The sequence below is a fragment of the Streptomyces sp. NPDC086989 genome, from assembly GCF_044745505.1.
Lineage (GTDB): Bacteria > Actinomycetota > Actinomycetes > Streptomycetales > Streptomycetaceae > Streptomyces.
Genome location: NZ_JBIVAL010000006.1, coordinates 97,001 through 123,675 on the forward strand (window position 1 = coordinate 97,001; position 26,675 = coordinate 123,675).

A 26,675-nucleotide genomic window follows, 5' to 3' on the forward strand; every position below is an offset into this window, starting at 1 on the left:
GGGGGCACCTCCCGGCGGTAGCGGGGGGAGGGGGGGAGTGCCGGCCCTCGGGCCGTGCTGAGAGGGGCTCAGAGGCCCCTGGGAGCCTCAGAGGATGCGGACGGCGCCCGTCGGCGGGTCGTAGCTCAGCGAGCGCTCGACGATGCCCGTGCTGGAGTTCTGGGCGCCCACGAACTTGCCGCCGCCGACGTAGATGGCGACGTGGTAGGCGCTGCCGCGGGAGCCCCAGTACAGGACGTCGCCCGGCTGCAGGGCGCTCAGGGAGACGGAGCTGCCCCGCGCGGACTGGTCCTGGGACACGCGCGGCAGGGAGATCCCGGCCTGGCGGTAGGCCGCCTGGACGAGGCCGGAGCAGTCGTACGCGGAGGGGCCGGTGGCGCCGCTGATGTAGGCCTTGCCGACCTGCGCACGGGCGAAGTTGACGATGGCGGCGGCGGAGCCGGTCGCCGGGGCGGTGACGGTGCCCGAGCCCAGCTCGTCGGACGCGGCGGCGGAGGTGCTCTTCAGCGAGGTGCGGTCGGAGCCGCGGGTGGCGCGCTCGGCAGCGGCCTTGCGGTCCGCCTCGTCCTTCGCCTTCTTCTCGGCGTCGGCCTTCTCGGCGTCTTCCTTGGCCTTCTTCGCCTCGGCGGCAGCGCCCGTGCGGGCCTGCTCCTCCTGAGTGCGCAGTTCGCCGGTGACGGCGGCGGCGGCCGTGTTCTCGGCGGCGGTGGTGACGGCGGAGGAGACCTCGGCGGCCAGGTCCAGGTTCAGGACCGGCATTTCGAGCGTCGTCTCGGTCACGGGCTCGGACGGGGACGCGCTCGCCGTGCCGGCCATCGCCAGGGTGCTGAGGACGCCACCGGCAACTCCGGCGCGGACCGCGAGCTTCGAGGCGGAGCGGCGGGGCTTCCGGTGGCTGGGTATGTGAGCGGTGTGGGACATGAGGACAACCGCTATCAGGGGGTCCGGGTTCCCTTCAAGAAACGTGGTCTGCGCCACAGTTGCGCGGAAAGTGAGCTAACCGGGCGCGCCGCGCGTCTTATTGACGCCGTAACGGGCGAATCGGACACGCCCTCACAAGGCTGTGATCAAGGGGTTTCAGTAATTAGTCCGAAATGATCCACGGACTACCATCCCGGCGCACAGATGGCCAAGCCCTCTTTCGGAGGCGTGAATTCGATGTGGCGCAGGTCACAGGAACGTCTCGCTGTGAGGGCGCTGTGCTCCGCCCGTGACCTCGCCGTGAACTTGGCGTGCGGCCGGAGGCCGGCGCTCGTGAACGCGTGCACGCATCCCCTTCCCCGCCCGCTCCCGTTCATCCCCGTCCACTCCCGTCCGCGGGACCTCCCCCGACCGGGCGACGGCGATTCCCTTTACCGTGCAAGCCTTGATCCCGCAAATTTGCCTGCACCCGACATCGTTTGATAGTGCCATCCGCCTTCTACCTGCGGTAACAGGGTCGGATGTCACCTTTGGTGATCATGTGGATGCTTCGCGTATGAAGATCACGGCTCATCGGACTTCATGATCGTTCGTCAGGTGGTGGAGATCACAAACTCGTTGTTGTTACCCGTGTCGCAGATCACAGACCGCCGGGCATAAGATGCGCAGCAGTCCGGCTTGTGAACTGCCTCACATGCGATCTCTCGAAGTTGGGCGATCTTCGCGGGGCGGCTCGCTCGGTGCCGGCACGGCGGTCCAACGGTCAAGGACGACTGGAAGGAGCTGAGGAGCGTGAATGCGTACGCGCCCATCCTCGTGCTCGGAGCCCTCGGCGCAGGGTTTGCGATCTTCTCCGTGGTCATGGCCACGCTGATCGGCCCGAAACGGTACAACCGGGCGAAGCTCGAGGCGTACGAGTGCGGCATCGAGCCGACGCCCACGCCGGCCGGCGGCGGTCGCTTCCCCATCAAGTACTACCTGACGGCGATGCTCTTCATCGTCTTCGACATCGAAGTTGTCTTCCTCTACCCCTGGGCGGTCACCTTCGACTCCCTGGGGATCTTCGGGCTCGTCGAGATGCTGCTCTTCGTGCTCACCGTCTTCGTCGCCTACGCCTACGTGTGGCGCCGCGGCGGCCTGGAATGGGACTGAGGGGCTGAATTCCCATGGGACTGGAAGAGAAGCTGCCGAGCGGCTTCCTGCTGACCACCGTCGAACAGGCCGCGGGCTGGGTGCGCAAGTCATCCGTCTTCCCCGCGACCTTCGGCCTGGCCTGCTGCGCCATCGAGATGATGACCACCGGAGCGGGCCGGTACGACCTGGCCCGCTTCGGCATGGAGGTCTTCCGAGGCTCACCGCGCCAGGCCGATCTGATGATCGTGGCCGGGCGGGTCAGCCAGAAGATGGCGCCGGTGCTGCGGCAGGTGTACGACCAGATGCCCGCTCCCAAATGGGTCATCTCCATGGGGGTTTGCGCATCATCGGGCGGAATGTTCAATAACTACGCGATTGTCCAGGGCGTCGACCACATCGTCCCGGTGGACATCTATCTGCCCGGCTGCCCGCCCCGCCCCGAGATGCTGATGGACGCGATCCTCAAGCTCCACCAGAAGATCCAGGGCGGAAAGCTCGGCGTGAACCGGGAAGAGGCGGCGCGCGAGGCGGAGGCGGCGGCCCTCAAGGCCCTCCCCACCATCGAGATGAAGGGGCTCCTCCGGTGAGCGAGACCTCCCCAGACAACGGGAACAACGTTCCTGCCCCCAGGGACTCCGCCGGCGGCCCCGAGGTGATCGGCGTCCGCAAGGGCATGTTCGGAGCGCGGGGCGGTGGCGACACCAGCGGCTACGGCGGCCTCGTCCGCACGGTCGCGATGCCCGGCGCGAGCCGGCGCCCGTACGGCTCCTACTTCGACGAGGTCGTCGACGAACTCGAAGGGGCGCTGGAGGAGCAGGACCTGCTCCCCGAGAACGCGATCGAGAAGGTCGTCGTCGACCGGGGCGAGCTGACGCTCCACGTCGCGCGCGAGCACCTGCTGCGGGTGGCCTCCACCCTGCGCGACGACCCCGCCCTGCGCTTCGAGCTCTGCACCGGCGTCTCGGGGGTGCACTTCCCCGACGACAAGAGCCGCGAGCTGCACGCCGTCTACCACCTGCGCTCGATCACCCACGGCCGCGTGCTGCGCCTGGAGGTGTCGGTCCCCGACGCCGACCCGCACGTCCCGTCGCTCGTCTCCGTCTACCCGACGAACGACTGGCACGAGCGCGAGACGTACGACTTCTTCGGTCTGGTCTTCGACGGGCACCCGGCCCTCACCCGGATCATGATGCCGGACGACTGGCAGGGCTTCCCGCAGCGCAAGGACTACCCGCTCGGCGGCATCCCCGTCGAGTACAAGGGTGCCCAGATCCCGGCTCCCGACCAGCGGAGGTCGTACAGCTGATGAACGCCCAGAACGCATCGTCCCACGCCTCCTCGAACCCCGCGGCCTCCCGGGAGACCACCGAGGGCACCGTCTACACCGTCACCGGCGGGGACTGGGACGAGATCGTCCAGTCCGCGGCCAAGGCCGACGACGAGCGGATCGTCGTCAACATGGGCCCGCAGCACCCGTCCACGCACGGCGTGCTCCGCCTGATCCTGGAGATCGACGGCGAGACGGTCACCGAAGCCCGCTGCGGCATCGGCTACCTGCACACCGGCATCGAGAAGAACCTCGAATTCCGGAACTGGACGCAGGGCACCACCTTCGTGACGCGCATGGACTACCTGACGCCCTTCTTCAACGAGACGGCGTACTGCCTCGGCGTCGAGAAGCTGCTCGGCATCACCGACCAGATCCCGGACCGCGCCACGGTCATCCGCGTCCTGCTGATGGAGCTCAACCGGCTCTCCTCCCACCTGGTGTGCATCGCCACCGGCGGCATGGAGCTGGGCGCGACCACGATCATGATCTACGGCTTCCGGGACCGCGAGCTGATCCTCGACATCTTCGAGCTGATCACCGGCCTGCGCATGAACCACGCGTTCGTCCGCCCCGGCGGCCTCGCCCAGGACCTGCCCCCGGGCGCCGTGGACCAGCTGCGCGACTTCCTCAAGACCATGAAGAAGAACCTGCCGGAGTACGACAAGCTCGCCACCGGCAACCCCATCTTCAAGGCCCGCATGCAGGACGTCGGCTACCTCGACCTCACCGGCTGCATGGCGCTGGGCGCCACCGGCCCCATCCTGCGCTCCGCCGGCCTGCCGCACGACCTGCGCAAGGCGGACCCGTACTGCGGCTACGAGACCTACGAGTTCGACGTGCCGACCACCGAGAGCTGCGACTCGTACGGGCGGTTCCTGATCCGCCTGGAGGAGATGCGCCAGTCCCTGCGGATCGTCGAGCAGTGCCTGGAGCGGCTGGAGCCCGGCCCGGTCATGGTCGCCGACAAGAAGATCGCCTGGCCGGCCCAGCTCGCGATGGGCCCGGACGGCCTCGGCAACTCGCTCGACCACATCAAGAACATCATGGGCACCTCCATGGAGGCCCTCATCCACCACTTCAAGCTGGTGACCGAGGGCTTCCGGGTACCGGCCGGGCAGGCCTACGCGGCCGTCGAGTCGCCCAAGGGCGAGCTCGGCGTGCACGTCGTCTCCGACGGCGGCACCCGCCCCTACCGGGTCCACTTCCGCGACCCGTCCTTCACCAACCTGCAGGCCATGGCCGCGATGTGCGAGGGCGGCCAGGTCGCCGACGTCATCGTCGCCGTCGCCTCCATCGACCCCGTGATGGGAGGCGTCGACCGATGACAGCCAATCCGACCGGTCAAGGGGTGGGTCTGGGCATGCCCCAGCTTCCGGCCCCCGACTTCCCGGCCGACGTGCGCGCCCGGCTCGAAGCGGACGCGAAGGACGTCATCGCCCGCTACCCCGACAGCCGCTCCGCGCTGCTGCCGCTGCTGCACCTGACGCAGGCCGAGGAGGGCTTCGTCTCGCGCACCGGCATCCGGTTCTGCGCCGAGGTGCTGGGCCTGACCACCGCCGAGGTCACCGCCGTCGCCACCTTCTACACGATGTACCGGCGCAAGGCCTCGGGCGACTACCAGGTCGGCGTGTGCACGAACACCCTGTGCGCGGTCATGGGCGGCGACGCGATCTTCGATGAGCTCAAGGCGCACCTCGGGGTCGGCAACAACGAGACCACCCCCGACGGCAAGGTGACGCTGGAGCACATCGAGTGCAACGCGGCCTGCGACTACGCCCCCGTGGTGATGGTCAACTGGGAGTTCTTCGACAACCAGACCCCCGAATCCGCCAAGGCCATGGTCGACGACCTGATCGCCGGCCGGCCCGTCGCGCCGACCCGGGGCGCGCCGCTGTGCACGTACAAGGAGACCGCCCGGATCCTGGCCGGCTTCCCGGACGAACGCGAGGGCGCGGTCGAGGCGAGCGGCGGCGCCGGCCCCGCGTCCCTGATCGGCCTGCGCATCGCGCGCGGCGAGACCCCGCAGCTCGGCAAGGTCGTGCACCCGCGTGGTGAGGCTGCGGCTTCCACCGAGGAGGGGGAGTGATGACGGTGACCGCCGAAATGCACGAGAACGGCGCCCCGGAGAAGCTGCTGGCACCCGTGCTGTCGGCCTTCTGGGACGAGCCGCAGTCGTGGACGCTGGAGACCTACCGGCGCCACGAGGGGTACGAGGGCCTGCGCAAGGCGCTCGCCATGACCCCGGACGACCTCATCGCGTACGTGAAGGACTCAGGTCTGCGCGGCCGCGGCGGCGCGGGCTTCCCCACCGGAATGAAGTGGCAGTTCATCCCGCAGGGCGACGGAAAGCCGCACTACCTCGTCGTCAACGCGGACGAGTCGGAGCCGGGAACCTGCAAGGACATCCCCCTCCTCTTCGCCAACCCGCATTCCCTCATCGAGGGAATGATCATCGCCTGCTACGCGATCCGGTCGGAGCACGCCTTCATCTACCTGCGCGGCGAGGTCGTGCCGGTGCTGCGGCGCCTGCACGAGGCGGTGCGCGAGGCGTACGAGGCCGGCTACCTCGGGGAGGACATCCTCGGGAGCGGACTGAAGCTCGACATCACGGTCCACGCGGGCGCGGGCGCGTACATCTGCGGTGAGGAGACGGCACTCCTCGACTCCCTCGAAGGCCGGCGCGGTCAGCCCCGGCTGCGTCCTCCCTTCCCCGCCGTCGAGGGGCTCTACGCGTGCCCCACTGTCGTCAACAACGTCGAATCCATCGCTTCGGTTCCCGCGATCCTGAACAAGGGCAAGGACTGGTTCAAGGCGATGGGGACCGAGAAGTCCCCCGGCTTCACCCTGTACTCGCTCTCCGGTCACGTCGCGGGCCCCGGCCAGTACGAGGCCCCTCTCGGGATCACCCTGCGCCAGCTGCTCGACATGAGCGGCGGGATGCGCCCCGGACACCGGCTGAAGTTCTGGACCCCGGGCGGCTCCTCCACCCCGATGTTCACGGACGAGCACCTGGACGTCCCGCTGGACTACGAGGGCGTCGGCGCCGCGGGCTCCATGCTCGGCACCAAGGCGCTCCAGTGCTTCGACGAGACGACCTGCGTGGTGCGGGCCGTCACCCGCTGGACCGAGTTCTACGCCCACGAGTCCTGCGGCAAGTGCACGCCGTGCCGCGAAGGCACGTACTGGCTGGTCCAGCTGCTGCGCGACATCGAGGCGGGCAAGGGCGTCATGTCCGACCTCGACAAGCTGAACGACATCGCCGACAACATCAACGGCAAGTCGTTCTGCGCGCTCGGCGACGGCGCCGCCAGCCCCATCTTCTCGTCGCTCAAGTACTTCCGCGCGGAGTACGAGCAGCACATCACGGGCCGGGGCTGCCCCTTCGACCCCAGGAAGTCGACCCTCTGGGCTGACACGGAGGTGAACGCATGACCGTCACCACTCATGCTCCGACCGGTGGCGGAGAGGCCGCCGTACCGCCCGAGGACCTGATCTCCCTGACCATCGACGGCGTCGAACTGTCGGTGCCCAAGGGCACCCTGGTCATCCGGGCCGCCGAGCAGATCGGCATCGAGATCCCCCGGTTCTGCGACCACCCCCTCCTCGACCCGGTCGGCGCCTGCCGCCAGTGCATCGTCGAGGTCGAGGGCCAGCGCAAGCCGATGGCCTCCTGCACCATCACCTGCACCGACGGCATGGTCGTCAAGACGCAGCTGACCTCCCCGGTCGCCGAGAAGTCACAGCGCGGCGTGATGGAGCTGCTGCTCATCAACCACCCGCTGGACTGCCCGGTCTGCGACAAGGGCGGCGAATGCCCGCTGCAGAACCAGGCGATGTCCCACGGGCAGAGCGACTCGCGTTTCGAGGGCAGGAAGCGCACCTACGAGAAGCCCGTCCCCATCTCCACGCAGGTGCTGCTGGACCGCGAGCGGTGCGTGCTGTGCGCGCGCTGCACCCGCTTCTCCACCCAGGTCGCCGGCGACCCGATGATCGAGCTCCTGGAACGCGGCGCGCTCCAGCAGGTCGGCATCGGCGAGGGCGACCCCTTCGAGTCGTACTTCTCCGGCAACACCATCCAGATCTGCCCCGTCGGCGCCCTCACCTCGGCGGCGTACCGGTTCCGCTCCCGCCCGTTCGACCTCGTCTCCTCCCCGAGCGTGTGCGAGCACTGCGCGGGCGGCTGCGCGACCCGGACCGACCACCGCCGCGGCAAGGTGCTGCGCCGCATGGCCGCCGAGGACCCCGAGGTCAACGAGGAGTGGATCTGCGACAAGGGCCGCTTCGGGTTCCGCTACGCGCAGCGCCCGGACCGGCTCACCACCCCGCTGGTGCGCGGCACCGACGGGGTCCTCGCCCCGGCGAGCTGGCCCGAGGCCCTGGAGGCCGCGGCCGCCGGGCTCGCCGCCGCGCGCGGCCGGGCCGGCGTCCTGACCGGCGGGCGGCTCACCGTCGAGGACGCGTACGCGTACGCCAAGTTCGCGCGGGTGGTCCTCGACACCAACGACATCGACTTCCGGGCCCGGATCCACAGCGCGGAGGAGGCCGACTTCCTCGCGGCCACCGTGGCCGGCACCGGCAAGGACCTCGACGGCAGCGGTGTCACGTACGCGAAGCTGGAGGCGGCGCCCGCCGTCCTGCTCGCCGGCATCGAGTCCGAGGAGGAGGCCCCCGGCGTCTTCCTGCGGCTGCGCAAGGCCCACCGCAAGCACAGGCAGCGGACCTTCGCCCTCGCCCCGTTCGCCACCCGCGGCCTGGAGAAGGCGGGCGGCACCCTGCTGGCCGCCGCCCCCGGCACCGAGCCCGAGTGGCTCGACGCCCTGGCCTCCCGGACCGGACTGGAGGCCGGCGGGGCCGAGGCCGCCGACGCGCTGCGCGCGCCCGGCGCGGTCATCGTCGTCGGGGAGCGCCTGGCCGGCGTCCCCGGAGCGCTGACCGCCGCCGTACGGGCCGCAGCCGCGACCGGCGCACGGCTGGTGTGGATCCCGCGCCGGGCCGGGGAGCGGGCCGCCGTCGAGGCGGGCGCCCTGCCGTCCCTGCTGCCGGGGGCCCGGCCGGCCACCGACCCGCGGGCCCGCGACGAGGTCGCCACCGCCTGGGGGCTGGACGAACTCCCGCACCGCTACGGCCGCGACACCGGCCAGATCGTCGAGGCCGCCGCCGGCGGCGAGCTCTCCGCCCTGCTGATCGCGGGCGTGGAGATCGCCGACCTGCCGGATCCCGCACGGGCGCTCGTCGCCCTCCAGGAGGCTTTCGTCGTCTCCCTGGAACTGCGGCCCGGCCAGGTCACCGACCATGCGGACGTGGTCTTCCCGGTCGCCGCCGTCGCCGAGAAGGCGGGCGCGTTCATCAACTGGGAGGGCAGGGTCCGGCCGTTCGAGGCCGCGCTCAAGCCCGAGCAGATGACCCGCCGGCTCGCCCCCGCCGACGCCCGCGTGCTGCACATGCTGGCCGACGCCGCAGACCGGCCGATCGCGCTGCCCGACGTGCACGCCGTGCGCCGCGAGCTCGACGCGCTCGGCCCGTGGGCCGGGGAGCGCGCCGCCGAGCAGTCCGCGGACACCGCGCCGCTGCCCCGCCCCGGCGCGGGCGAGGCCGTCCTCGCGGGCCACCGGCTCCTCCTCGACCAGGGCCTGCTCCAGGAGGGCGACGACGCCCTCGCCGGCACCCGGCACGAGGCGAGCGCCCGGCTCTCGGCCGCCACCGCCGCCGAGACCGGCGTCAAGGACGGCGACGCCCTCGCGGTGACCGGCCCGGCCGGCTCCGTGGAACTCCCGCTGCGAATCACCGAGATGCCCGACCGCGTGGTCTGGCTCCCGCTGAACTCCACCGGGCACGGCGTCCTCGCCGACACCGGGGCCCACCCGGGCACCCTCGTGCGGATCGGCCCGGCCGGGACCGGCCCGGCGGCCGGCGGGGACGCGGAGGTGCGGCCGTGAACGCGAGCGCTGCGCGGCACCCGGCGCCGCCGACCCATGTCCTTCGGCCGGGCGAAGCCCCGGCCCCCGTACGGGAGGTGCGGGCATGCTGAACCACATCGCCCAGCTCGCTCGGATCACGGCCCAGCCGCAGCCGCACGTCCTCGCGGCCGAGGACCTCAGCCTGTTCGGCCGCGACGTGTGGTGGCTGGTCCTGCTGAAGGCGGTCTTCTGCTTCGCCTTCCTGATGGTGACCGTGCTCTTCTCCATCGTGTGGGAGCGCAAGGTCGTCGCCTGGATGCAGCTGCGCATCGGGCCCAACCGGCACGGCCCCTGGGGCATGCTCCAGTCGCTCGCCGACGGCGTGAAGCTCATGCTCAAGGAAGACATCATCGTCAAGCGGGCCGACAAGGTGGTGTACGTCCTGGCCCCGGTCATCGCGGCGATCCCGGCCTTCATGGCCATCGCGGTGATCCCCTTCGGCCCCGCCGACGACGAGGTCTCGATCTTCGGGCAGCGCACCACGATGCAGCTCACCGACCTGCCGATCGCGATGCTCTACATCCTCGCCGTCGCCTCGGTCGGGATCTACGGCATCGTCCTCGCCGGCTGGTCCTCGGGTTCGACGTACCCGCTGCTCGGCGGCCTGCGCTCCTGCGCGCAGATGATCTCGTACGAGATCGCGATGGGCGCGGCCTTCGCCTCCGTCTTCCTCTACTCCGGGTCGATGTCGACCTCGGCGATCGTCGAGGCGCAGGCGGACCGCTGGTACATCGTGCTGCTGCCGGTGTCGTTCATCATCTACGTCGTCACCATGGTCGGCGAGACGAACCGCGCGCCGTTCGACATGCCGGAGTCCGAGGGCGACCTCGTCGGCGGCTTCAACACCGAGTACTCCTCCATCAAGTTCGCGCTGTTCATGCTGGCCGAGTACGTCAACATGGTCACCGTCTCGGCGGTCTCGGTCACCCTCTTCCTGGGCGGCTGGCGGGCCCCCGCGCCGATCTCCACGTACTGGGAGGGCGCGAACCACGGCTGGTGGCCGATGCTCTGGTTCGTCATCAAGGTCCAGCTGCTGCTGTTCTTCTTCATCTGGCTGCGAGGCACGCTGCCCCGCGTCCGCTACGACCAGCTGATGAAGCTCGGCTGGAAGGTCCTGATCCCGGTCTCCGTGCTCTGGCTGATGCTGGTCGCGACCGTCCGGGCGCTGCGCAACGAGCGCTACGACTTCTCGCAGATCGTCCTGTACGTCGGCGGTGCGGTCGTCGCGATCCTGCTGCTGTCCTTCGTCGCGGACCTGTTCCGCGACCGGAAGGAAAAGGCGGCCGCCGGCCGGGCCGGTGAGGCCGCCGCGGCCGAGCCCTTCGACCCGCTGGCGGGTGGGTTCCCCGTACCGCCCAAGCCCGGCCAGCAGCTCGCACCCGTACCGCGCAGGCGGCCCCGCCGGGAGCGGGAGCTGATTGTCAGTGGCGGGACGAATACTGACAGTGACCGAGAGGAGGGTGCTGAGAATGCCTGACGCGGAGCAGAACGACAAGTGGCAGAACCCGGTGGCCGGCTTCGGCGTGACCTTCAAGGCCATGTTCAAGAAGCGCCTCACCGAGCAGTACCCGGAGCAGCAGAAGACCACCGCTCCTCGCTTCCACGGACGGCACCAGCTGAACCGGCACCCGGACGGTCTGGAGAAGTGCATCGGCTGCGAGCTGTGCGCCTGGGCCTGTCCCGCCGACGCCATCTACGTGGAGGGCGCGGACAACACCGACGAGGAGCGCTACTCGCCGGGCGAGCGGTACGGCCGGGTCTACCAGATCAACTACGCCCGCTGCATCCTGTGCGGGCTGTGCATCGAGGCCTGCCCGACCCGGGCGCTGACGATGACGAACGAGTTCGAACTGGCCGACTCCAGCCGCGAATCGCTCATCTACACCAAGGAGCAGCTGCTCGCGGGCCTGACCGAGGGCATGGTGGAGGCACCGCACTCGATCTTCCCGGGCACCGACGAGCAGGACTACTACCGCGGTCTGGTCACCGGGGCGGCCCCCGGCACCGTCCGGCAGGTGGCGGTCTCCAAGGGTGAGACCGCCCCCGCGACCGACGCCGAGGAGGTGCAGGCATGAGCGCCCTCGCAGCGGCCACCCAGACCTCCGTGGGCGAAGCGGTCCAGTTCTGGGTGCTCGGCACCGTCGCCGTCGTCGGCGCGCTGTCCACGATCCTGATGAAGAGGGCCGTGCACAGCGCCCTGAGCCTGGCCGGGACGATGATCATCCTGGCGGTCTTCTACCTCGCCAACGGGGCGTACTTCCTGGGCGTCGTCCAGGTCATCGTCTACACCGGCGCGATCATGATGCTCTTCCTCTTCGTGGTCATGCTCGTCGGCGTCACCGCCGCCGACTCGCTGAAGGAGACCATCAAGGGGCAGCGCTGGCTGGCCGCCCTGTGCGGACTGGGCTTCGGCATCCTGCTCATCGCGGGCATCGCCCACGCCGGGCTCAGCCACTTCAACGGACTCGGCCGGGTCAACTCCGCCGGGCACGTGGAGGGGCTGGCCACGCTGATCTTCACCAAGTACGTGTTCGCCTTCGAGATCACCGGCGCGCTGCTGATCACGGCCGCCGTCGGCGCGATGGTCCTCACCCACCGCGAGCGCACCGAGCGGGCCGCCACGCAGCGTGAACTCGCCGAGCGGCGCGTGCGCGAGGGCGTGCAGGTCCCGCCGCTGCCCGCGCCCGGCGTCTACGCCCGGCACAACGCGGTGGACGTCGCCGGTCTGCTGCCGGACGGCACCCCGTCCGAGCTGACCGTCAGCAAGACGCTGCGGGCCCGCGGCCAGATCCGGGACGTGTCGAACGAGGCACTGGAGGACCTGAAGGCGCTGGAACAGCGGTCGGCCGAGCGGCTCGGCCGTGAGGAGGCCTCGAAGTGAACCCGGTGAACTACCTGTACCTGTCGGCGCTGCTGTTCACCATCGGCGCCGCCGGAGTGCTGATCCGGAGGAACGCGATCGTGCTGTTCATGTGCATCGAGCTGATGCTCAACGCCTGCAACCTCGCCTTCGTGACCTTCTCCCGGATGCACGGCAACCTCGACGGCCAGATCATCGCCTTCTTCACGATGGTCGTCGCCGCCGCGGAGGTCGTGGTGGGCCTCGCGATCATCGTGTCGCTGTTCCGTACCCGCCACTCGGCCTCGGTCGACGACGCCAGCCTGATGAAGCTGTAAGGGGCGCTCACAGTGGAGAATCTGATTGGGCTGCTGATCGCGGCGCCCCTGCTCGGAGCGGCGGTGCTGCTGTGCGGCGGCCGGCGCCTCGACAAGGCCGGCCACTGGCTCGGCACCCTGCTCGCCGCCGCCTCCTTCGGCATCGGCGTGGCCCTGTTCACCGACATGCTCGGCCGCAGCGCCGACGACCGGACCCTGCACCAGAAGCTGTACACCTGGATCCCGGTCGAGAACTTCCAGGCGGACGTCGCCTTCCAGCTGGACCAGCTGTCGATGACCTTCGTCCTGCTGATCACCGGAGTGGGCACGCTCATCCACGTGTACTCGATCGGGTACATGGAGCACGACGAGCGCCGCCGCCGCTTCTTCGGCTACCTGAACCTGTTCCTCGCGGCGATGCTGCTGCTGGTCCTCGCCGACAACTACCTGCTGCTGTACGTCGGCTGGGAGGGCGTGGGCCTCGCCTCGTACCTGCTCATCGGCTTCTGGCAGCACAAGCCCAGCGCGGCCACCGCCGCGAAGAAGGCCTTCCTGGTCAACCGGGTCGGCGACATGGGCCTGTCGATCGCGATCATGGTGCTGTTCACCACCTTCGGGACCTTCGCCTTCGGACCGGTCTTCGCCTCCGTGGGCAACGCCACCGAGGGCAAGCTGACGGCGATCGCCCTGATGCTGCTGCTCGCCGCGTGCGGCAAGTCGGCCCAGGTACCGCTCCAGTCCTGGCTCGGTGACGCGATGGAGGGCCCGACCCCGGTCTCAGCCCTGATCCACGCGGCGACCATGGTCACCGCCGGCGTCTACCTCATCACCCGCTCCGGCGCGGTCTTCAACGCGGCGCCGGACGCGCAGGCCGCGGTCGTCGCGGTCGGCGCGGTCACGCTCCTCTTCGGTGCGATCGTCGGTTGCGCGAAGGACGACATCAAGAAGGCCCTCGCCGGCTCGACGATGTCGCAGATCGGGTACATGATCCTGGCCGCCGGCCTCGGCCCCATCGGCTACGCCTTCGCGATCATGCACCTGGTGACGCACGGCTTCTTCAAGGCCGGCCTCTTCCTCGGCGCGGGTTCCGTGATGCACGGGATGAACGACGAGGTGGACATGCGGCGCTACGGCGGCCTGCGCCGGTACATGCCGGTCACCTTCGTCACCTTCGGCCTCGGCTACCTCGCCATCATCGGCTTCCCGGGCCTGTCCGGCTTCTGGTCCAAGGACAAGATCATCGAGGCGGCCTTCGCGAAGGGCGGCACCGAGGGCTGGATCCTCGGCGCGGTCACCCTGCTGGGCGCGGCCATCACCGCGTACTACATGACCCGCGTGATGCTGCTGACCTTCTTCGGCGAGAAGCGCTGGCAGCCCGACGAGCACGGCCACGAGCCGCACCCGCACGAGGCCCCGAAGTCCATGACCCTCCCGATGGTCGTACTGGCCTTCGGATCGGTTTTCGCGGGAGCCCTGTTCAGCCTGAACGAAGCCTTCGTGAAGTGGCTGGAGCCGGTCACCTCCTTCGAGCACGGGAACCCGCCGCTGAGCGCCGCCGCCATCACCGCCTCGACGGTCGTGGTCCTGCTCATCGGCGTGGGCATCGCCTACGCGCAGTACGGCAGGAAGCCCGTCCCGGTCGTCGCCCCGCGCGGCAGCCTGCTCACCCGGGCCGCCCGCCGGGACCTCTACCAGGACGACTTCAACCACGTCGTGCTGGTGCGCGGAGGGGAGCACCTGACCCGCTCGCTCGTGTACGTCGACCACACCCTGGTCGACGGGGTGGTCAACGGGACGGCCGCCGCGGTCGGCGGCGCGTCGGGCCGGCTGCGCAGGCTGCAGAACGGCTACGCCCGCAGCTACGCGGTCTCGATGTTCGGGGGAACGGCGGTCCTGATCGCCGCGACCCTGCTGATGAGGGCGGTGTGAGATGAGTTTCCCGCTTCTGACGGTGACGGCCGCGGTCCCCGCGGTCGGCGCCGTCCTGACGGCGGCCGTCCCGGCCGCCCGCAGGACCGCCGCCAAGTGGCTGGCGCTGCTCTTCTCCCTGGCGACGCTGGCCCTGGCCGTGCTCGTCGCGGTCCGCTTCGAGCCCGGTGGCGCCCGCTACCAGCTCACCGAATCGCACGCCTGGATCCCCGACTTCGGCGTCCGCTACGAACTGGGCGTCGACGGCATCGGGGTGGCGCTCATCGCGCTGACCGCGCTGCTGATGCCCTTCGTGATCGGGGCCGGCTGGCACGACGCCGACCCCCTGGAGACCTCCTCCTCGCGGTGGCGGCCCACCCAGGGCTTCTTCGCCCTGATCCTGGCGGTCGAGGCGATGGTGGTGATCTCCTTCGAGGCCACCGACGTCTTCCTCTTCTACATCTTCTTCGAAGCCATGCTGATCCCGATGTACTTCCTCATCGGCGGCTTCGGGGACCGGGCCCACACCGGGACCGATGAGAACGCGGCCGCGCAGCGCTCGTACGCGGCGGTCAAGTTCCTCCTCTACAACCTGGTCGGCGGACTGATCATGCTGGCCGCCGTCATCGGGCTCTACGTGGTCGCCGGGAACTTCTCGCTCCAGGAGATCACCGCCGCCCGCGCCGCCGGCACCCTCGACATGGCGACCAACACCGAGAGGCTGCTGTTCCTCGGCTTCTTCTTCGCCTTCGCGGTGAAGGCCCCGCTGTGGCCGCTGCACACCTGGCTGCCCAACGCGATGGGCGAGTCCACCGCCCCCGTCGCCGTACTGATCACCGCGGTCGTCGACAAGGTCGGCACCTTCGCGATGCTCCGCTTCTGCCTCGGGCTGTTCCCCGACGCCAGCAAGTGGGCCACGCCCGCGATCCTCGTCCTCGCCCTGATCAGCATCGTCTACGGCGCACTGGTCGCGGTCGGGCAGCGCGACATCAAGCGGCTGGTCGCGTACGCCTCGATCTCCCACTTCGGGTTCATCATCATGGGCATCTTCGCGATGACCTCCCAGGGGCAGTCGGGCGCGACGCTGTACATGGTCAACCACGGGCTCTCGACGGCCGCGCTGATGCTGGTGGCCGGCTTCCTGATCTCGCGGCGCGGCTCCCGGCTCATCGCCGACTACGGCGGCGTGCAGAAGGTGGCCCCGGTCCTCGCCGGCACCTTCCTGATCGGTGGCCTCGCCACCCTTTCGCTGCCCGGCCTCGCGCCGTTCGTCAGCGAATTCCTGGTCCTGGTCGGCACGTTCGCCCGGTACCCCGTCATCGGCGTCATCGCCACCATCGGCATCGTGCTGGCCGCGCTCTACACGCTGGTGCTCTACCAGCGCACGATGACCGGCCCCGTCAAGGAGGAGGTCCGCACCATGCCGGACCTGCACCTGCGGGAGGTGCTGGTGGTCGCCCCGCTGATCGTGCTGCTGATCGCGCTGGGCGTGTACCCGAAGCCGCTCACCGCGATCGTCAACCCGGCCGTGGAGCAGACCATGTCCGACGTACACCAGAAGGACCCGAAGCCCGAAGTGGCTGTCGAGGCCAAGAACGGGGAGGCGGCGAAGTGAGCACCATGGCTGCTGCCCAAGGGCTGCTGACGCTGGCGGCCGCGGAACCGGCCGACCGGATCCCGGCCCCGCACATTGAGTACGCCCAGCTTGCGCCCACGCTGATCGTGGTGGGCGCGGCGGTCCTCGGGGTCCTCGTCGAGGCCTTCGTACCGCGCAAGTCCCGCTACCCCGTCCAGGTGTTCCTCGCCGTCGCCGCGCTGGCCTCGGCCTTCGCGGCGGTCGTCGGCCTCGCCGCCGGCGGGTACGGCGGCGACAAGGCGCACATCGCGGCGATGGGCGCCGTGGCCGTCGACGGTCCGGCACTGTTCCTGCAGGGCACCATCCTGCTCGCCTCGGTCGTCGCGGTCTTCACCTTCGCCGAGCGGCGGCTGGACCCGGCCTCCCACGGCAACCGGGTGGACTCCTTCGCCGCCCAGGCGGCGTCCGTACCGGGCAGCGACAGCGAGAAGGCCGCCGTCAAGGCGGGCTTCACCACCACCGAGGTCTTCCCCCTGGCCCTGTTCGCGATCTCCGGCATGCTGATCTTCCCGGCGGCCGACGACCTGCTGACGCTGTTCGTCGCCCTGGAGGTCTTCTCCCTCCCGCTGTACCTGCTCTGCGCCGTCGCCCGCCGCCAGCGGCTGATGTCGCAGGAGGCGGCGGTCAAGTACTTCCTGCTCGGCGCCTTCTCCTCGGCCTTCCTCCTCTTCGGCATCGCCCTGGTCTACGGGTACGCGGGCTCGGTCTCGTACGCGGCCATCGCCGATGTCGTCGACGGCACGGTCACGAAGATCGACCCCGCGCTAGCCGACACCATGGGCAACGACGTGCTGCTCCTCATCGGCGGGGCGCTGATCCTGATGGGCCTGCTCTTCAAGGTCGGCGCGGTCCCGTTCCACATGTGGACCCCGGACGTCTACCAGGGGGCCCCGACCCCGGTCACGGGCTTCATGGCGGCCGCGACGAAGGTCGCCGCGTTCGGTGCGCTGCTCCGCCTGCTGTACGTCGTCCTCCCCGGCCTGCGGTGGGACTGGCGGCCGGTGATGTGGGGCGTGGCCATCGTGACCATGCTGGCCGGTGCGGTGGTCGCGGTGACCCAGACCGACGTCAAGCGCCTGCTCGCCTACTCGTCGATCGCGCACGCCGGGTTCATCCTGGCCGGTGTGATCGCGACGTCGGCGCAGGGCGTCCAGTCCGTCCTCTTCTACCTGGGCGCGTACTCCTTCGTGACGATCGGCGCGTTCGCCGTGGTCACGCTGGTGCGCGACGCGGGCGGCGAGGCCACCCACCTGTCCAAGTGGGCGGGCCTGGGCCGCCGTTCCCCGCTGACGGCGGCGGTCTTCGCGGTGTTCCTGCTGGCCTTCGCCGGCATCCCGCTGACCTCCGGCTTCGCCGGGAAGTTCGCCGTGTTCAGGGCGGCGGCGGAGGGCGGCGCGGGCGTCCTGGTCGTGGTCGGTGTCATCTCGTCCGCGATCGCCGCGTTCTTCTACATCCGGGTGATCGTGCTGATGTTCTTCAGCGAGCCGAAGGCGGACGGCCCGACGGTGGCCGTCCCGTCACCGCTGACGATGACGACGATCGCGGTCGGCGTGGCCGTCACCCTGGTCCTGGGCGTGGCCCCGCAGTACTTCCTGGACCTGGCGGGCCAGGCGAGCACGTTCGTCCGCTGACCGTCACACACGGCGCAGGGCCCGACCCCCGGGGGTCGGGCCCTGCGCCGTGTGCGGGACTACTCCGGCCGCCGCTTCGGCATGATCCTGGTGAGGTCCAGGTCGATGGGAAAGGGGTCGCAGACCTTCAGCCGGTCGTGGAAAATGCCGGCCGCGACGTAGGAGCCTGTCACCGGCTCGCGTTCGCACACGTAGACGACCGCTCGGCCGTCCTTGTTCTCGACGCGCCAGTAGTGCGGGATGCCGGCTCGGGCGTACTTCACTGGTGTGGTCTCGCGGTCACGGTCGATGGACTCCGGAGACACGACCTCGATCACCAGCGAGACCGCCCCGGCCGGGAGGCGGGTCTGGGCCAGATCGTTGACAACGTCCTCGCGGCACACGATGACATCGGGTTCGGGGCGGTTATGGCGATCGATGTCGATGGTGAACTCGCGCAGGACCTCAAGTCCTTCAGGGGCCAGCGACTCGATCTGCCTCTCGAAGAAGGTGACCGCCCGCGAGTGGAAGAGAGTCTGCGGACTCGCGAAGACCAGGCTCCCGTCGATCAGCTCCGTGTGCGGAGGCAGATTCGGAAGCGTGTCCAGGTCATCGGCAGTCCAGCCCTCCGCGGGCGGGATCGGCCACCCGTGGTCCGGGTTCATCAGTGCTCCCATGAGCTGAGTCTCGCCAGTCCGTTCAGCGTATTGCCGGGTGTCCGCTCCGGACCGCCCACACGTGTGAGCGCACGGGCGGGCGGTATATGCGCGGATGTCCGCGTCCGGGTCCGAGGTGGCCGTGGCCAGGGCCGTGCGGGCCTGCGGAGTGCTGCGGTGGGCGCGCAGGGAGAGGTCCGCGGCCTTGCGGACGTCCGCGTCATCGTCCTCTACGGCCGCCGCCAGTGCGGGTACGGCGGCGTCCGGGTCCAGGTCCGCGCCGGACCGCCGCCGCGCCCGCGCGGACCTGCCGGGCGGGGTCCGTGAGGGCGGCGACGGCCGTGGGCGTAGTCCTCCGGGCAGTCCGTCGCCGCCAGCGCCGCGGCGCGGGCCAGCGGGTCCGTGTCCGCGGGGAGCGGGTCCAGCGGGGCGGGAGCCGGGGCGTGGACCGCCGCGAGCCCCTTCGTCACCGCCACCCGGACCTCCCGCGCAGGGTCCGCCGCGGCCCGCGCGAGGGCCGGGACGGCGTCCACTGAGACCAGCGCCCGCACCCCGTGGGTCCGGATCTCCGGGTCGGGGTCCGCGAGGAACTCCGCGTACAGCAGGGCGTCTCCGAGGCGCCGCACGCGCAGGGCCTCCAGGGCCGCGGCGCGCACCACCGGGTCCGCTACGGGGAGCGCCGCGCGCGGGACGGCCCCGAGCTGCGGATCACCGGGCAGGACCTCCAGCAGCTCCCGCAGCGAGCCCGCGGCAGCCGCCCGTACGGCCGGTTCCGGGTCGGACAGGGAGGCGGCCAGTGCCGGGCCGGCACCGGCCGGGACGGTCTCGGTGACCGCCCCGACGGCGGCGGCCCGCACCGCAGCATCGGCGTCGGTGAGGTACGGGCGCAGGACCGCGAGGTCCGGGGACTCCTCGGCCAGGGCGAGGAGTTCGAGGATCCGGGGCGAGGGCGCGGTGGCCATTGCGGCGCCGGCGCCGGCCGCGTCCGCGCCGGATGCGTCCGCGGCGGCCGCGTCCGTGGCGGTGGTTGCCGCAGTGTCGCGCCACCGCGAGCCCTCAGCCGCGCCGCTGTGACCTGCTACGACACCGGGGTGGCGGAAAGGTCCGCCACCCCGGTGAGGTCGTTCGTCCCGAGGGGCGGACTAGCGGGATCCCACAATGCGGCCGGTGACCTCGCCGAGGCCGACCCGGGTGCCCTCGGGGCCCGGCGCCCAGGCGGTGAGGGTGACGGTGTCGCCGTCCTCGAGGAAGGTGCGCTTGCCGTCGGCGAGCTCGATGGCGTCGCGGCCGTTCCACGTCAGCTCCAGCAGCGAGCCGCGCTGGGCGACCTCGGGGCCGCTGACCGTGCCGGAGCCGTAGACGTCACCGGTGCGCAGGGAGGCGCCGTTGACGGTCATGTGCGCGAGCTGCTGGGCGGCGGTCCAGTACATCGTCGCGAACGGCGGCTGCGCCACCTCCTGCCCGTTGATGGAGACGGTGATGTGCAGGTCGAAGCCACCGGGCCGGTCGGCGTCGGCGTCGTCGAGGTAGGGCAGCAGCGGGAAGTCGCGGGCGGGCGGGGCGACCCGGGCCGCGTCCAGGGCTTCCAGCGGGGTGACCCAGGCGGAGACGGAGGTGGCGAAGGACTTGCCGAGGAAGGGGCCCAGCGGCACGTACTCCCAGGCCTGGATGTCGCGCGCCGACCAGTCGTTGAGCAGGAACAGCCCGAAGACGTGGTCCTCGAACTCGGCCAGCGGGACCGGGCGGCCCAGCTCGGAGGGGGTGCCGACGACGAAGCCGACCTCCGCCTCGATGTCGAGCTTCACGGACGGGCCGAAGACGGGCGCCGGGTCGGCGGGGGTCTTGCGCTGCCCGGAGGGGCGGACGACGTCCGTGCCGGAGACGACGATCGTGCCGGAGCGGCCGTGGTAACCGATCGGCAGGTGCTTCCAGTTGGGCGTCAGGGCGTCGCCGTCCGGGCGGAACATCCTGCCGACGTTGGTGGCGTGGTGCTCGCTCGCGTAGAAGTCGACGTAGTCGGCGACCTCGTACGGCAGGTGCAGCGTGACGGCGTCGAGCGGGTGGAGGTGCGGCTCCACGGTCTCCCGGTGGCCGGGGTCGGTCACCCAGGCGGTCAGCGCGCGGCGCACGTCGCGCCAGGCGGTGCGGCCGGCGGCCAGCAGCGGGTTGAGCGAGGACTGCCCGAGGAGCGCCGCGTATGGGGAACCGAGCGCGGCCGCGGCCGCCCCGGCGTCGAGCACGTGTCCGCCGATGCGCACACCGATGCGGCGGCGCGGTTCCCCGGAAGTGGAGAAGACGCCGTACGGGAGGTTGTGCGGCCCGAACGGGTCGCCCTCGGGGACATCGAGGGGGCTCTGCTGGGGCATGGGGTACTGCCTCGCTTTCGACGCGGTCCGGGGGTGTCCCGGTGGCTGGTTGATACGTTACGTGCCCAGTGGGGCCTGTGGGAGGCCGGATTCGGGCGCTATTTGTAGGACTTGTCCAATGGGGTCCGTATCCTTGCGCCGTGACTTCCGCCCGGCTTTCGGCCCTCCCTTTTTCTCTTGTCGCCACTGACCTGGACGGGACCCTGCTGCAGGCCGGAGACACCGTCTCCGCGCGCTCGTACGCGGCGCTCGCGACGGCGCGCGCCGCCGGCGCCCAGCACATCATCGTCACCGGACGCCCCGTCCCACAGGTCCGGCACGTGCTGGACGACCTCGGCTACACAGGGCTTGCGGTGTGCGGGCAGGGCGCCCAGGTGTACGACACGGCGCGCGGGCGCCTGCTGCACTCCGTGGAGATGGACCGGGAGCTCGCGGAGGTGGCGCTCGGGAAGATCGAGGCGGAGATCGGAGAGGTCTACGCGGCGGTCGACCGGGAAGGGGTGGACGCCGAGATGCTGATGGCGCCCGGGTACCGGATGCCGCACCCGCACCTGCCGACGGTGCGGGTGCCGCGCCGGTCCGATCTGTGGAGCGCCCCCATCAACAAGGTGCTGCTCCAGCACCCGGAGCTCGACGACGACGAACTGACCCGGGTGGCCCGCGGGGTCGTCGGCCACATGGTCAACGTGACGATGGCGGGGGAGCACACGGTGGAGCTCCAGCCGCCCGGCGTCAGCAAGGCGAGCGGGCTGGCCCTGGCGGCGCACGCGCTGGGCGTCGGCCCGGAGTCGACGATCGCCTTCGGCGACATGCCGAACGACATCCCGATGTTCGCGTGGGCGGCGCACGGGGTCGCGATGGCCAACGCCCACCGCGAGCTGGTGGCCGTGGCCGACGAACTGACGCTGTCCAACGAGGAGGACGGCATCGCGGTCGTCCTGGAACGCCTCTTCGCCTGACGGGTCAGCCCGCGGCGCGCGGCAGGCGGCGCTCCCACGTCCGGTGGAAGACGACCTCCTCGCCCTCGCGGCACACCAGCTCGTTCGACGTCACGAAGCCGCCCTCGTCACAGGAGATCTCCGAGCGGGTCTCCACCCGTACGTCCCAGGCCGACTCGGGCCGGTGCAGCCGGATCCGCCAGTCCGAGCGGGTCCGCGCCGACAGCGGGTCCGCCGAGTCGATCTCGTACACCTCCAGCGCGTCCTCGGCGTACTCCAGGCCGTCCGGGTACATCCGCGTCCCGCCGCAGCGGGGGTCGACCTCCAGCCGCCACCGGCCGCGCGCGACGTCCCGCACCACCAGCCGCTCCGGCCGCGGCTCGTCCAGGGTCGCCGGGTACGACACGCCGAGCGGCTCCGACTGCTCCGGCGGCCCGAACGTGATCGCGTCGCCGTCCTCGGGGCCCGCGGACGACCGGACCGGGAGGACCAGCGCGCTGCCGGCCGGGTCCAGGGTCCAGCCGGCCCCGGAGCCGGCGCGCGGCCAGATCCACGGCCAGTACGCCGAGGACAGCGCGAGCCGGATCCGGTGGCCGGCCGCGAAGCGGTGCCCGGTGCCGTTCAGCTCGAAGACCACGTCCTCGTACGCGCCCACCGGCCACGGCACGGCCTTGTCCCGGCCCAGGCGGGCGGAGAGGTTCAGGGCGCCCCGGGTGACCAGCGTCGAGGAGCCGTCGGGCGCCACGTCGCACAGGCGGGCCACCACCTGGCCGTACGGGACGTCCATCCGCAGCCGGGCCGTCACCCGCGCGCGGCCCAGGACCTCCACCGGTTCGCGGCCCACCGGGAACTCGAAGCAGGCGGACTTCGCGTCCTCCTCCCGCTGGTCGGGCGGCAGGTCCGCGGAGTTGCCGAACGGGAGGAACCGTCCCGCGTCCAGCCCCGTGTGCTGCGGGGACGCCACGGCCACGGGCGCGCCCTGGAGCGCGTACGTGACCGGCGTGACCGCGGGGGAGGGCCAGGCGGCGTCGCCCACCCAGCGGCCCGGCAGCTCCTCGTACGTGGTCGCCGGCGGATGGGACTCCGAGATCCACGAGCGCAGCAGGGGCTCGTCCATCACCCCGTTGCCGCCCGCGCCGGAGGCGCTGTCGGAACCGGTCTTCAGCCAGTGGTCCCACCAGCGCAGGGTCTCCTGGAGGAAGCCGATCGACGGGCCGGGCGGCAGCCCCCGGTCCGGGTACTGGTGCGACCACGGGCCGATCAGCCCGCGGACCCGGTCGGCGGGCAGGTGGGAGACCAGCCGCAGGACCGCGTCCCGGTACGGGTCGTGCCAGCCGCCGACCGCGAGCACGGCCGCGCCGATCGCCCCGTAGTCCTCGCAGACGCTGCCGTGACGCCAGTAGTCGTCCCGGGTCTGGTGCGCCAGCCAGGTGTGGACCAGGGGTTCGACGGCTTCCAGCCGGGTCAGCCACTGCTCGCGCCAGCCGTCGCCGGCGAACAGCGGGTCCGGCGGGCGGGCCGCGAAGGCCAGCATGGCCGCCGCCCGCGCGTGCATGTCCACGGCGAGCACCGAGCCGCCCATGTAGTGGCCGTCGTTGTCGTACCGGTCGTCCGTCGAGCAGACCGTGACGACGGCCTTGAGGGCCTCGGGGGCGAGCGCCGCGATCTGGAGGGAGTTGCACCCGCCCCACGAGATCCCGAACATCCCCACCGACCCCGTACACCACTCCTGCGCCGCCAGCCACTCCACCACCGCGACCCCGTCGGCCAGTTCCCGCGCGTCGTACTCGTCGCCCGGATCGCCGCCGCTGCAGCCGTGGCCCCGTACGTCCACCCGGACCGAGGCGTAGCCGTGGCCCGCGTACCAGGGGTGGCGCTGCCAGTCGCGCGGCGCGGTCCAGTCGGTCAGCCGGTGGGGCAGGTACTCCAGCAGGGCCGGGACGGGCTCGTCCGTCACGGGGCGCCAGATCCGGGCGTACAGCTCCACGTTGTCCGGCATGGGGATCCGGACGTCCTCGTGGACCGTCGCGTACGGGAACTCGGTGCGGATGATCATGCGGAACCGCCTCGTCGCCTCGTTCTCCTCAGTGGACGGGGTGCATCGTGCGCCGCGGCCACGGCGCCGGCGTGATCACCGGGACGGGCGTCGGCAGGCCGACGGAACGTCCCGGCCTCAGCCACCCGACGGCGGCCGGAGGGGTGGGTCCGGTGAACCTCCCGGAGGTCCGGTCCGGACGGCGTGGCGAGGCCCCGGGGATGCCCGGGGAAGGCGGGGCCGTCGGAGGGCGGCGGCCGGCCCGCCTCCGGACCGACCGGCGCCGACGGCTCGTCGATTGCACTCCCAGTTTTGGACAAAACGCATTCTCCGGTTGTTTCGACTCCTTCCGAACATACCGGTGCGCATCGGGCAGCGCGTGAGTGGCGACATGACGGGCGCTCTCGGTGATCGAAAACAGACCGGATACGCTGGCTTGAGTGAAGGCAGCGACACATCGACAATCCAGGTGATCGTCACCGTGATCGTCAGCAGACAGGAGTACCCCTCGTGACCGTCGTCGGGCCGTTCGGACTGAGCGTGCGGGACCAGGCTCTTGAGACCGATGTCCAGGCCGGACTGGCCGCCGTCGAGGCGGGTCTGCTGGAGGCCACCAAGAGCGAAGTCCCCTTCATCACCGAGGCCGCACAGCACCTGCTCCGGGCCGGCGGCAAGCGGTTCCGGCCGCTGCTCGTGATGCTCGCCTCCCGGTTCGGCGATCCCTACGCGCCCGGAATCGTGCCCGCCGCGGTCGTCGTCGAGCTCACCCACCTGGCGACGCTCTACCACGACGACATCATGGACGAGGCGGACGAGCGCCGCGGCGTGGCCAGCGCCAACGCCCGGTGGGGCAACTCGGTGGCCGTCCTGACGGGTGACTTCCTGTTCGCCCGCGCCTCGCACATCCTGGCCGACCTCGGGCCGGAGGCCGTGCGCATCCAGGCCGAGGCCTTCGAGCGGCTGGTGACGGGCCAGATCCTGGAGACCGCCGGCCCGCGCGACGGCCGCGACCCGGTCGCCCACTACCTCGACGTCATCGCCGGCAAGACCGGCTCGCTGATCGCGGTCTCCGGCCGGTTCGGCGCGCTGATGTCCGGCGCCGACGAGTCGGTCGTCGACATCCTCACCCAGTACGGCGAACGCCTCGGCACCGCCTTCCAGCTCGCCGACGACCTCCTCGACATCGCCTCCGACTCGCACGAGTCCGGCAAGACCCCGGGGACGGACCTGCGCGAGGGCATCCCCACGCTGCCCGTACTGCTGCTGCGCCAGATGGCGGCCCAGGGCGGCGACCCCGACGACCTGGAGCTCGTGGAGCTCCTGGACGGCGACCTGACGGACGACGCCCGGCACGCGGAGGTTCTCGCCCGGCTGCGGGTGCACCCCGCGCTGGAGCAGGCCCGCCGCGACACCATCCGCTACGCGCAGGAGGCGCGGGCCACGCTCGCGCCGCTGCCGGAGTGCTTCGCGAAGTCGGCGCTCGAAGAGCTGTGCGACGCGGTGGTGCACCGCGCCGGCTAGGACGCGGCCGGGCGCGCGCCGGGTACGGACCGGGTGTGGACGGTGCCCCGGGTACGGACCGGGTGCGCGCCGGATACGGGCCGATTGGCCCGGATACGCCGTACGGCAGAGGCCAGGGCCCTGCATCCCCTACGGGTAGGGGATGCAGGGCCCTCGTCGTGTCATCCCTGGGGTGTACGCCGAGTTGAGCCCGGGGAGTGACGCCCCGGCCCCCTCCCCTTTGGTCAGATGGAGACACACCAGAACGGGTGACAAAGAGGTAGGGCAGACATGGCAACGAACGCAAAGACCCGCAAGGCCGCCCGGTACGCCGTACCGGTAGCGGTGGCGGGTGTGGCCGCCGCGACCGTGGCGATGGTCCCGGCCTTCGCGAACTCCGGCGGCCCCGACCTGCCGAAGGTGACGGCGCAGCAGCTCATCGAGAAGGTGGCCGCCTCCGACGTGCAGCAGCTGTCCGGCAGCGCGAAGATCAGCACCGACCTGGGTCTGCCGACCCTGGCGGGCGGTCTCCTCGGCCGTGGCGGGGGCGTCACCGGCGGCTCGGCCAACCCCGAGGACAAGATCGCGCAGCTGGCGAACGGCACGAACACCGTGCGCGTCGCTGCCGACGGCCCGGACCGCCAGAAGCTCACGTTCGTGGACGGCAAGGACGAGTACAGCCTCATCCACGACGGAGCCGACGTCTGGGGGTACGACAGCAAGGCCAACGAGGTCTGGCACGAGAAGAACCCCGACGGCGCGGCCCCCGGCAAGGACGGGAAGAAGACCGCGGACCGGCTGGGCGGCGCCTCGCCCCAGCAGCTCGCACAGGACGTGCTCAAGGCCGCCGGCCCGACCACGGACGTCAGCGTGGGCGAGACCGCACAGGTGGCCGGCCGGGACGCCTACCAGCTGGTGCTGAAGCCGAAGCACAGCGGATCCACGATCGCCTCGGTCAAGATCGCGGTGGACGCCAAGAACGGGGTGCCGCTGCGCGTGCAGGTGCTGGCCACCGAGGGCGGCAAGCCGATCGTCGACGCCGGGTTCACCAAGGTGGACTTCGGCAAGCCGTCCGCCGACACGTTCGCGTTCACCGCGCCCAAGGGCGCCAAGGTGACCGAGGGCGCGGCGCAGGGGGCCAAGGGCGGCGACCACGGCAAGCAGTTCAAGGGCCTGGAGTCCCTCCCCGGCCTCGACGCCCTGACCGGCGGCGCGGCCGGCAAGGACGGCAAGGGCGACATGAAGGTCCTCGGCGAGGGCTGGTCGGCCATCGCGCGCATCGACACGGGCGCCGGCAAGGGCCTCCAGGACCTCGACAAGGCGGCGGGCGAGAAGAACGCACCGAAGGAGGCCAAGCAGTTCCTCGACTCCCTCGGGGGCAAGGTCACCGGCAAGTTCGGCCAGGGCCGGGTCTTCAAGACCCGCGTGGTCAACGCCCTGATCACGGACGACGGCAAGGTCTACGTCGGCGCGGTCACCAAGGACGCGCTGGTGCAGGCGGCCGACGCCAACAAGTAACGGCACCGTC

The 26,675-nt window shown here is 71.0% G+C and carries 22 protein-coding genes; 17 read left to right on the plus strand and 5 right to left on the minus strand.

All coding sequences use genetic code 11. The annotated features are described in order from the left end of the window. Positions 1-87: 87 nt before the first annotated feature. On the minus strand, positions 88-921 hold the full coding sequence (locus ACIPK4_RS15955; RefSeq protein WP_054223339.1) for a C40 family peptidase: 834 nt from the start codon (positions 919-921) through the stop codon (positions 88-90). Positions 922-1,713: 792 nt separating this feature from the next. Here ACIPK4_RS15955 and ACIPK4_RS15960 point away from each other — a divergent pair. The 14 genes from ACIPK4_RS15960 to nuoN all read left to right on the plus strand — a co-directional run bounded on the left by ACIPK4_RS15960 (position 1,714) and on the right by nuoN (position 17,673). Next, positions 1,714-2,073 carry an NADH-quinone oxidoreductase subunit A gene (locus ACIPK4_RS15960; RefSeq protein WP_030028256.1) on the plus strand — a complete coding sequence of 120 codons (360 nt, stop codon included), beginning with the start codon at positions 1,714-1,716 and terminating at the stop codon, positions 2,071-2,073. A 14-nt stretch (positions 2,074-2,087) separates the two neighbouring features. Then, positions 2,088-2,642: an NADH-quinone oxidoreductase subunit B family protein gene (locus tag ACIPK4_RS15965; RefSeq protein ID WP_030028258.1), complete on the plus strand. Its 555-nt coding sequence runs from the start codon at positions 2,088-2,090 to the stop codon at positions 2,640-2,642. Continuing rightward, positions 2,639-3,361, plus strand: a complete 723-nt coding sequence (locus ACIPK4_RS15970) for an NADH-quinone oxidoreductase subunit C (RefSeq protein WP_402313153.1) — start codon at positions 2,639-2,641, stop codon at positions 3,359-3,361. The genes ACIPK4_RS15965 and ACIPK4_RS15970 overlap by 4 nt, the downstream gene beginning before the upstream one ends. Beyond that, a complete protein-coding gene (locus tag ACIPK4_RS15975) occupies positions 3,361-4,710 on the plus strand; it encodes an NADH-quinone oxidoreductase subunit D (protein WP_054223341.1) in 1,350 nt (449 codons plus the stop codon). The genes ACIPK4_RS15970 and ACIPK4_RS15975 overlap by 1 nt, the downstream gene beginning before the upstream one ends. Next, positions 4,707-5,471, plus strand: coding sequence for an NADH-quinone oxidoreductase subunit NuoE (gene nuoE / locus ACIPK4_RS15980; RefSeq protein ID WP_054223342.1), 765 nt, complete (start codon positions 4,707-4,709; stop codon positions 5,469-5,471). Before ACIPK4_RS15975 ends, nuoE begins: the two co-directional genes overlap by 4 nt. After that, entirely contained in the window at positions 5,468-6,817 is a 1,350-nt protein-coding gene (nuoF, locus tag ACIPK4_RS15985; RefSeq protein WP_107095935.1) for an NADH-quinone oxidoreductase subunit NuoF, read from the plus strand. Before nuoE ends, nuoF begins: the two co-directional genes overlap by 4 nt. Continuing rightward, entirely contained in the window at positions 6,814-9,321 is a 2,508-nt protein-coding gene (locus ACIPK4_RS15990) for an NADH-quinone oxidoreductase subunit G (RefSeq protein ID WP_402313156.1), read from the plus strand. Before nuoF ends, ACIPK4_RS15990 begins: the two co-directional genes overlap by 4 nt. A gap of 85 nt (positions 9,322-9,406) precedes the next feature. Continuing rightward, positions 9,407-10,819, plus strand: coding sequence for an NADH-quinone oxidoreductase subunit NuoH (gene nuoH, locus ACIPK4_RS15995; RefSeq protein WP_402313158.1), 1,413 nt, complete (start codon positions 9,407-9,409; stop codon positions 10,817-10,819). Further along, entirely contained in the window at positions 10,812-11,417 is a 606-nt protein-coding gene (gene nuoI, locus ACIPK4_RS16000) for an NADH-quinone oxidoreductase subunit NuoI (RefSeq protein WP_402313160.1), read from the plus strand. Before nuoH ends, nuoI begins: the two co-directional genes overlap by 8 nt. Next, positions 11,414-12,223 (plus strand): NADH-quinone oxidoreductase subunit J, encoded by an 810-nt coding sequence (locus tag ACIPK4_RS16005; RefSeq protein ID WP_054223347.1) that lies wholly within the window; start codon positions 11,414-11,416, stop codon positions 12,221-12,223. Before nuoI ends, ACIPK4_RS16005 begins: the two co-directional genes overlap by 4 nt. Further along, positions 12,220-12,519, plus strand: coding sequence for an NADH-quinone oxidoreductase subunit NuoK (nuoK, locus tag ACIPK4_RS16010; RefSeq protein ID WP_401452223.1), 300 nt, complete (start codon positions 12,220-12,222; stop codon positions 12,517-12,519). Before ACIPK4_RS16005 ends, nuoK begins: the two co-directional genes overlap by 4 nt. Before the next feature lie 12 nt (positions 12,520-12,531). Continuing rightward, positions 12,532-14,427 (plus strand): NADH-quinone oxidoreductase subunit L, encoded by a 1,896-nt coding sequence (nuoL, locus tag ACIPK4_RS16015; protein ID WP_402313163.1) that lies wholly within the window; start codon positions 12,532-12,534, stop codon positions 14,425-14,427. Position 14,428: 1 nt separating this feature from the next. Then, positions 14,429-16,021, plus strand: coding sequence for an NADH-quinone oxidoreductase subunit M (locus tag ACIPK4_RS16020; RefSeq protein WP_402313164.1), 1,593 nt, complete (start codon positions 14,429-14,431; stop codon positions 16,019-16,021). Between the two features lie 5 nt (positions 16,022-16,026). Continuing rightward, a complete protein-coding gene (nuoN, locus tag ACIPK4_RS16025) occupies positions 16,027-17,673 on the plus strand; it encodes an NADH-quinone oxidoreductase subunit NuoN (protein ID WP_402313166.1) in 1,647 nt (548 codons plus the stop codon). Between the two features lie 59 nt (positions 17,674-17,732). On the opposite strand, the gene ACIPK4_RS16030 is transcribed toward nuoN, so the two are convergent. From ACIPK4_RS16030 to fahA, 3 genes are all read right to left on the minus strand, one after another. Continuing rightward, positions 17,733-18,329, minus strand: coding sequence for a Uma2 family endonuclease (locus tag ACIPK4_RS16030; protein ID WP_402313168.1), 597 nt, complete (start codon positions 18,327-18,329; stop codon positions 17,733-17,735). A gap of 209 nt (positions 18,330-18,538) precedes the next feature. Next, positions 18,539-19,270 carry a HEAT repeat domain-containing protein gene (locus ACIPK4_RS16035; RefSeq protein ID WP_402313170.1) on the minus strand — a complete coding sequence of 244 codons (732 nt, stop codon included), beginning with the start codon at positions 19,268-19,270 and terminating at the stop codon, positions 18,539-18,541. A 180-nt stretch (positions 19,271-19,450) separates the two neighbouring features. Continuing rightward, positions 19,451-20,674 carry a fumarylacetoacetase gene (gene fahA / locus ACIPK4_RS16040; protein ID WP_402313172.1) on the minus strand — a complete coding sequence of 408 codons (1,224 nt, stop codon included), beginning with the start codon at positions 20,672-20,674 and terminating at the stop codon, positions 19,451-19,453. Between the two features lie 140 nt (positions 20,675-20,814). On the opposite strand from fahA, the gene ACIPK4_RS16045 reads away from it, so the two are divergent. Next, positions 20,815-21,633, plus strand: a complete 819-nt coding sequence (locus tag ACIPK4_RS16045; RefSeq protein ID WP_402313174.1) for a Cof-type HAD-IIB family hydrolase — start codon at positions 20,815-20,817, stop codon at positions 21,631-21,633. Between the two features lie 4 nt (positions 21,634-21,637). Here ACIPK4_RS16045 and ACIPK4_RS16050 read toward each other — a convergent pair whose 3' ends face one another. Then, positions 21,638-23,668, minus strand: a complete 2,031-nt coding sequence (locus ACIPK4_RS16050; protein ID WP_402313176.1) for a CocE/NonD family hydrolase — start codon at positions 23,666-23,668, stop codon at positions 21,638-21,640. Between the two features lie 489 nt (positions 23,669-24,157). On the opposite strand from ACIPK4_RS16050, the gene ACIPK4_RS16055 reads away from it, so the two are divergent. Together ACIPK4_RS16055 and ACIPK4_RS16060 are read left to right on the plus strand one after the other, a co-directional pair. Further along, positions 24,158-25,168: a polyprenyl synthetase family protein gene (locus ACIPK4_RS16055; RefSeq protein ID WP_054223354.1), complete on the plus strand. Its 1,011-nt coding sequence runs from the start codon at positions 24,158-24,160 to the stop codon at positions 25,166-25,168. A gap of 270 nt (positions 25,169-25,438) precedes the next feature. After that, on the plus strand, positions 25,439-26,665 hold the full coding sequence (locus ACIPK4_RS16060; RefSeq protein WP_054223355.1) for a hypothetical protein: 1,227 nt from the start codon (positions 25,439-25,441) through the stop codon (positions 26,663-26,665). Positions 26,666-26,675 lie beyond the last annotated feature (10 nt).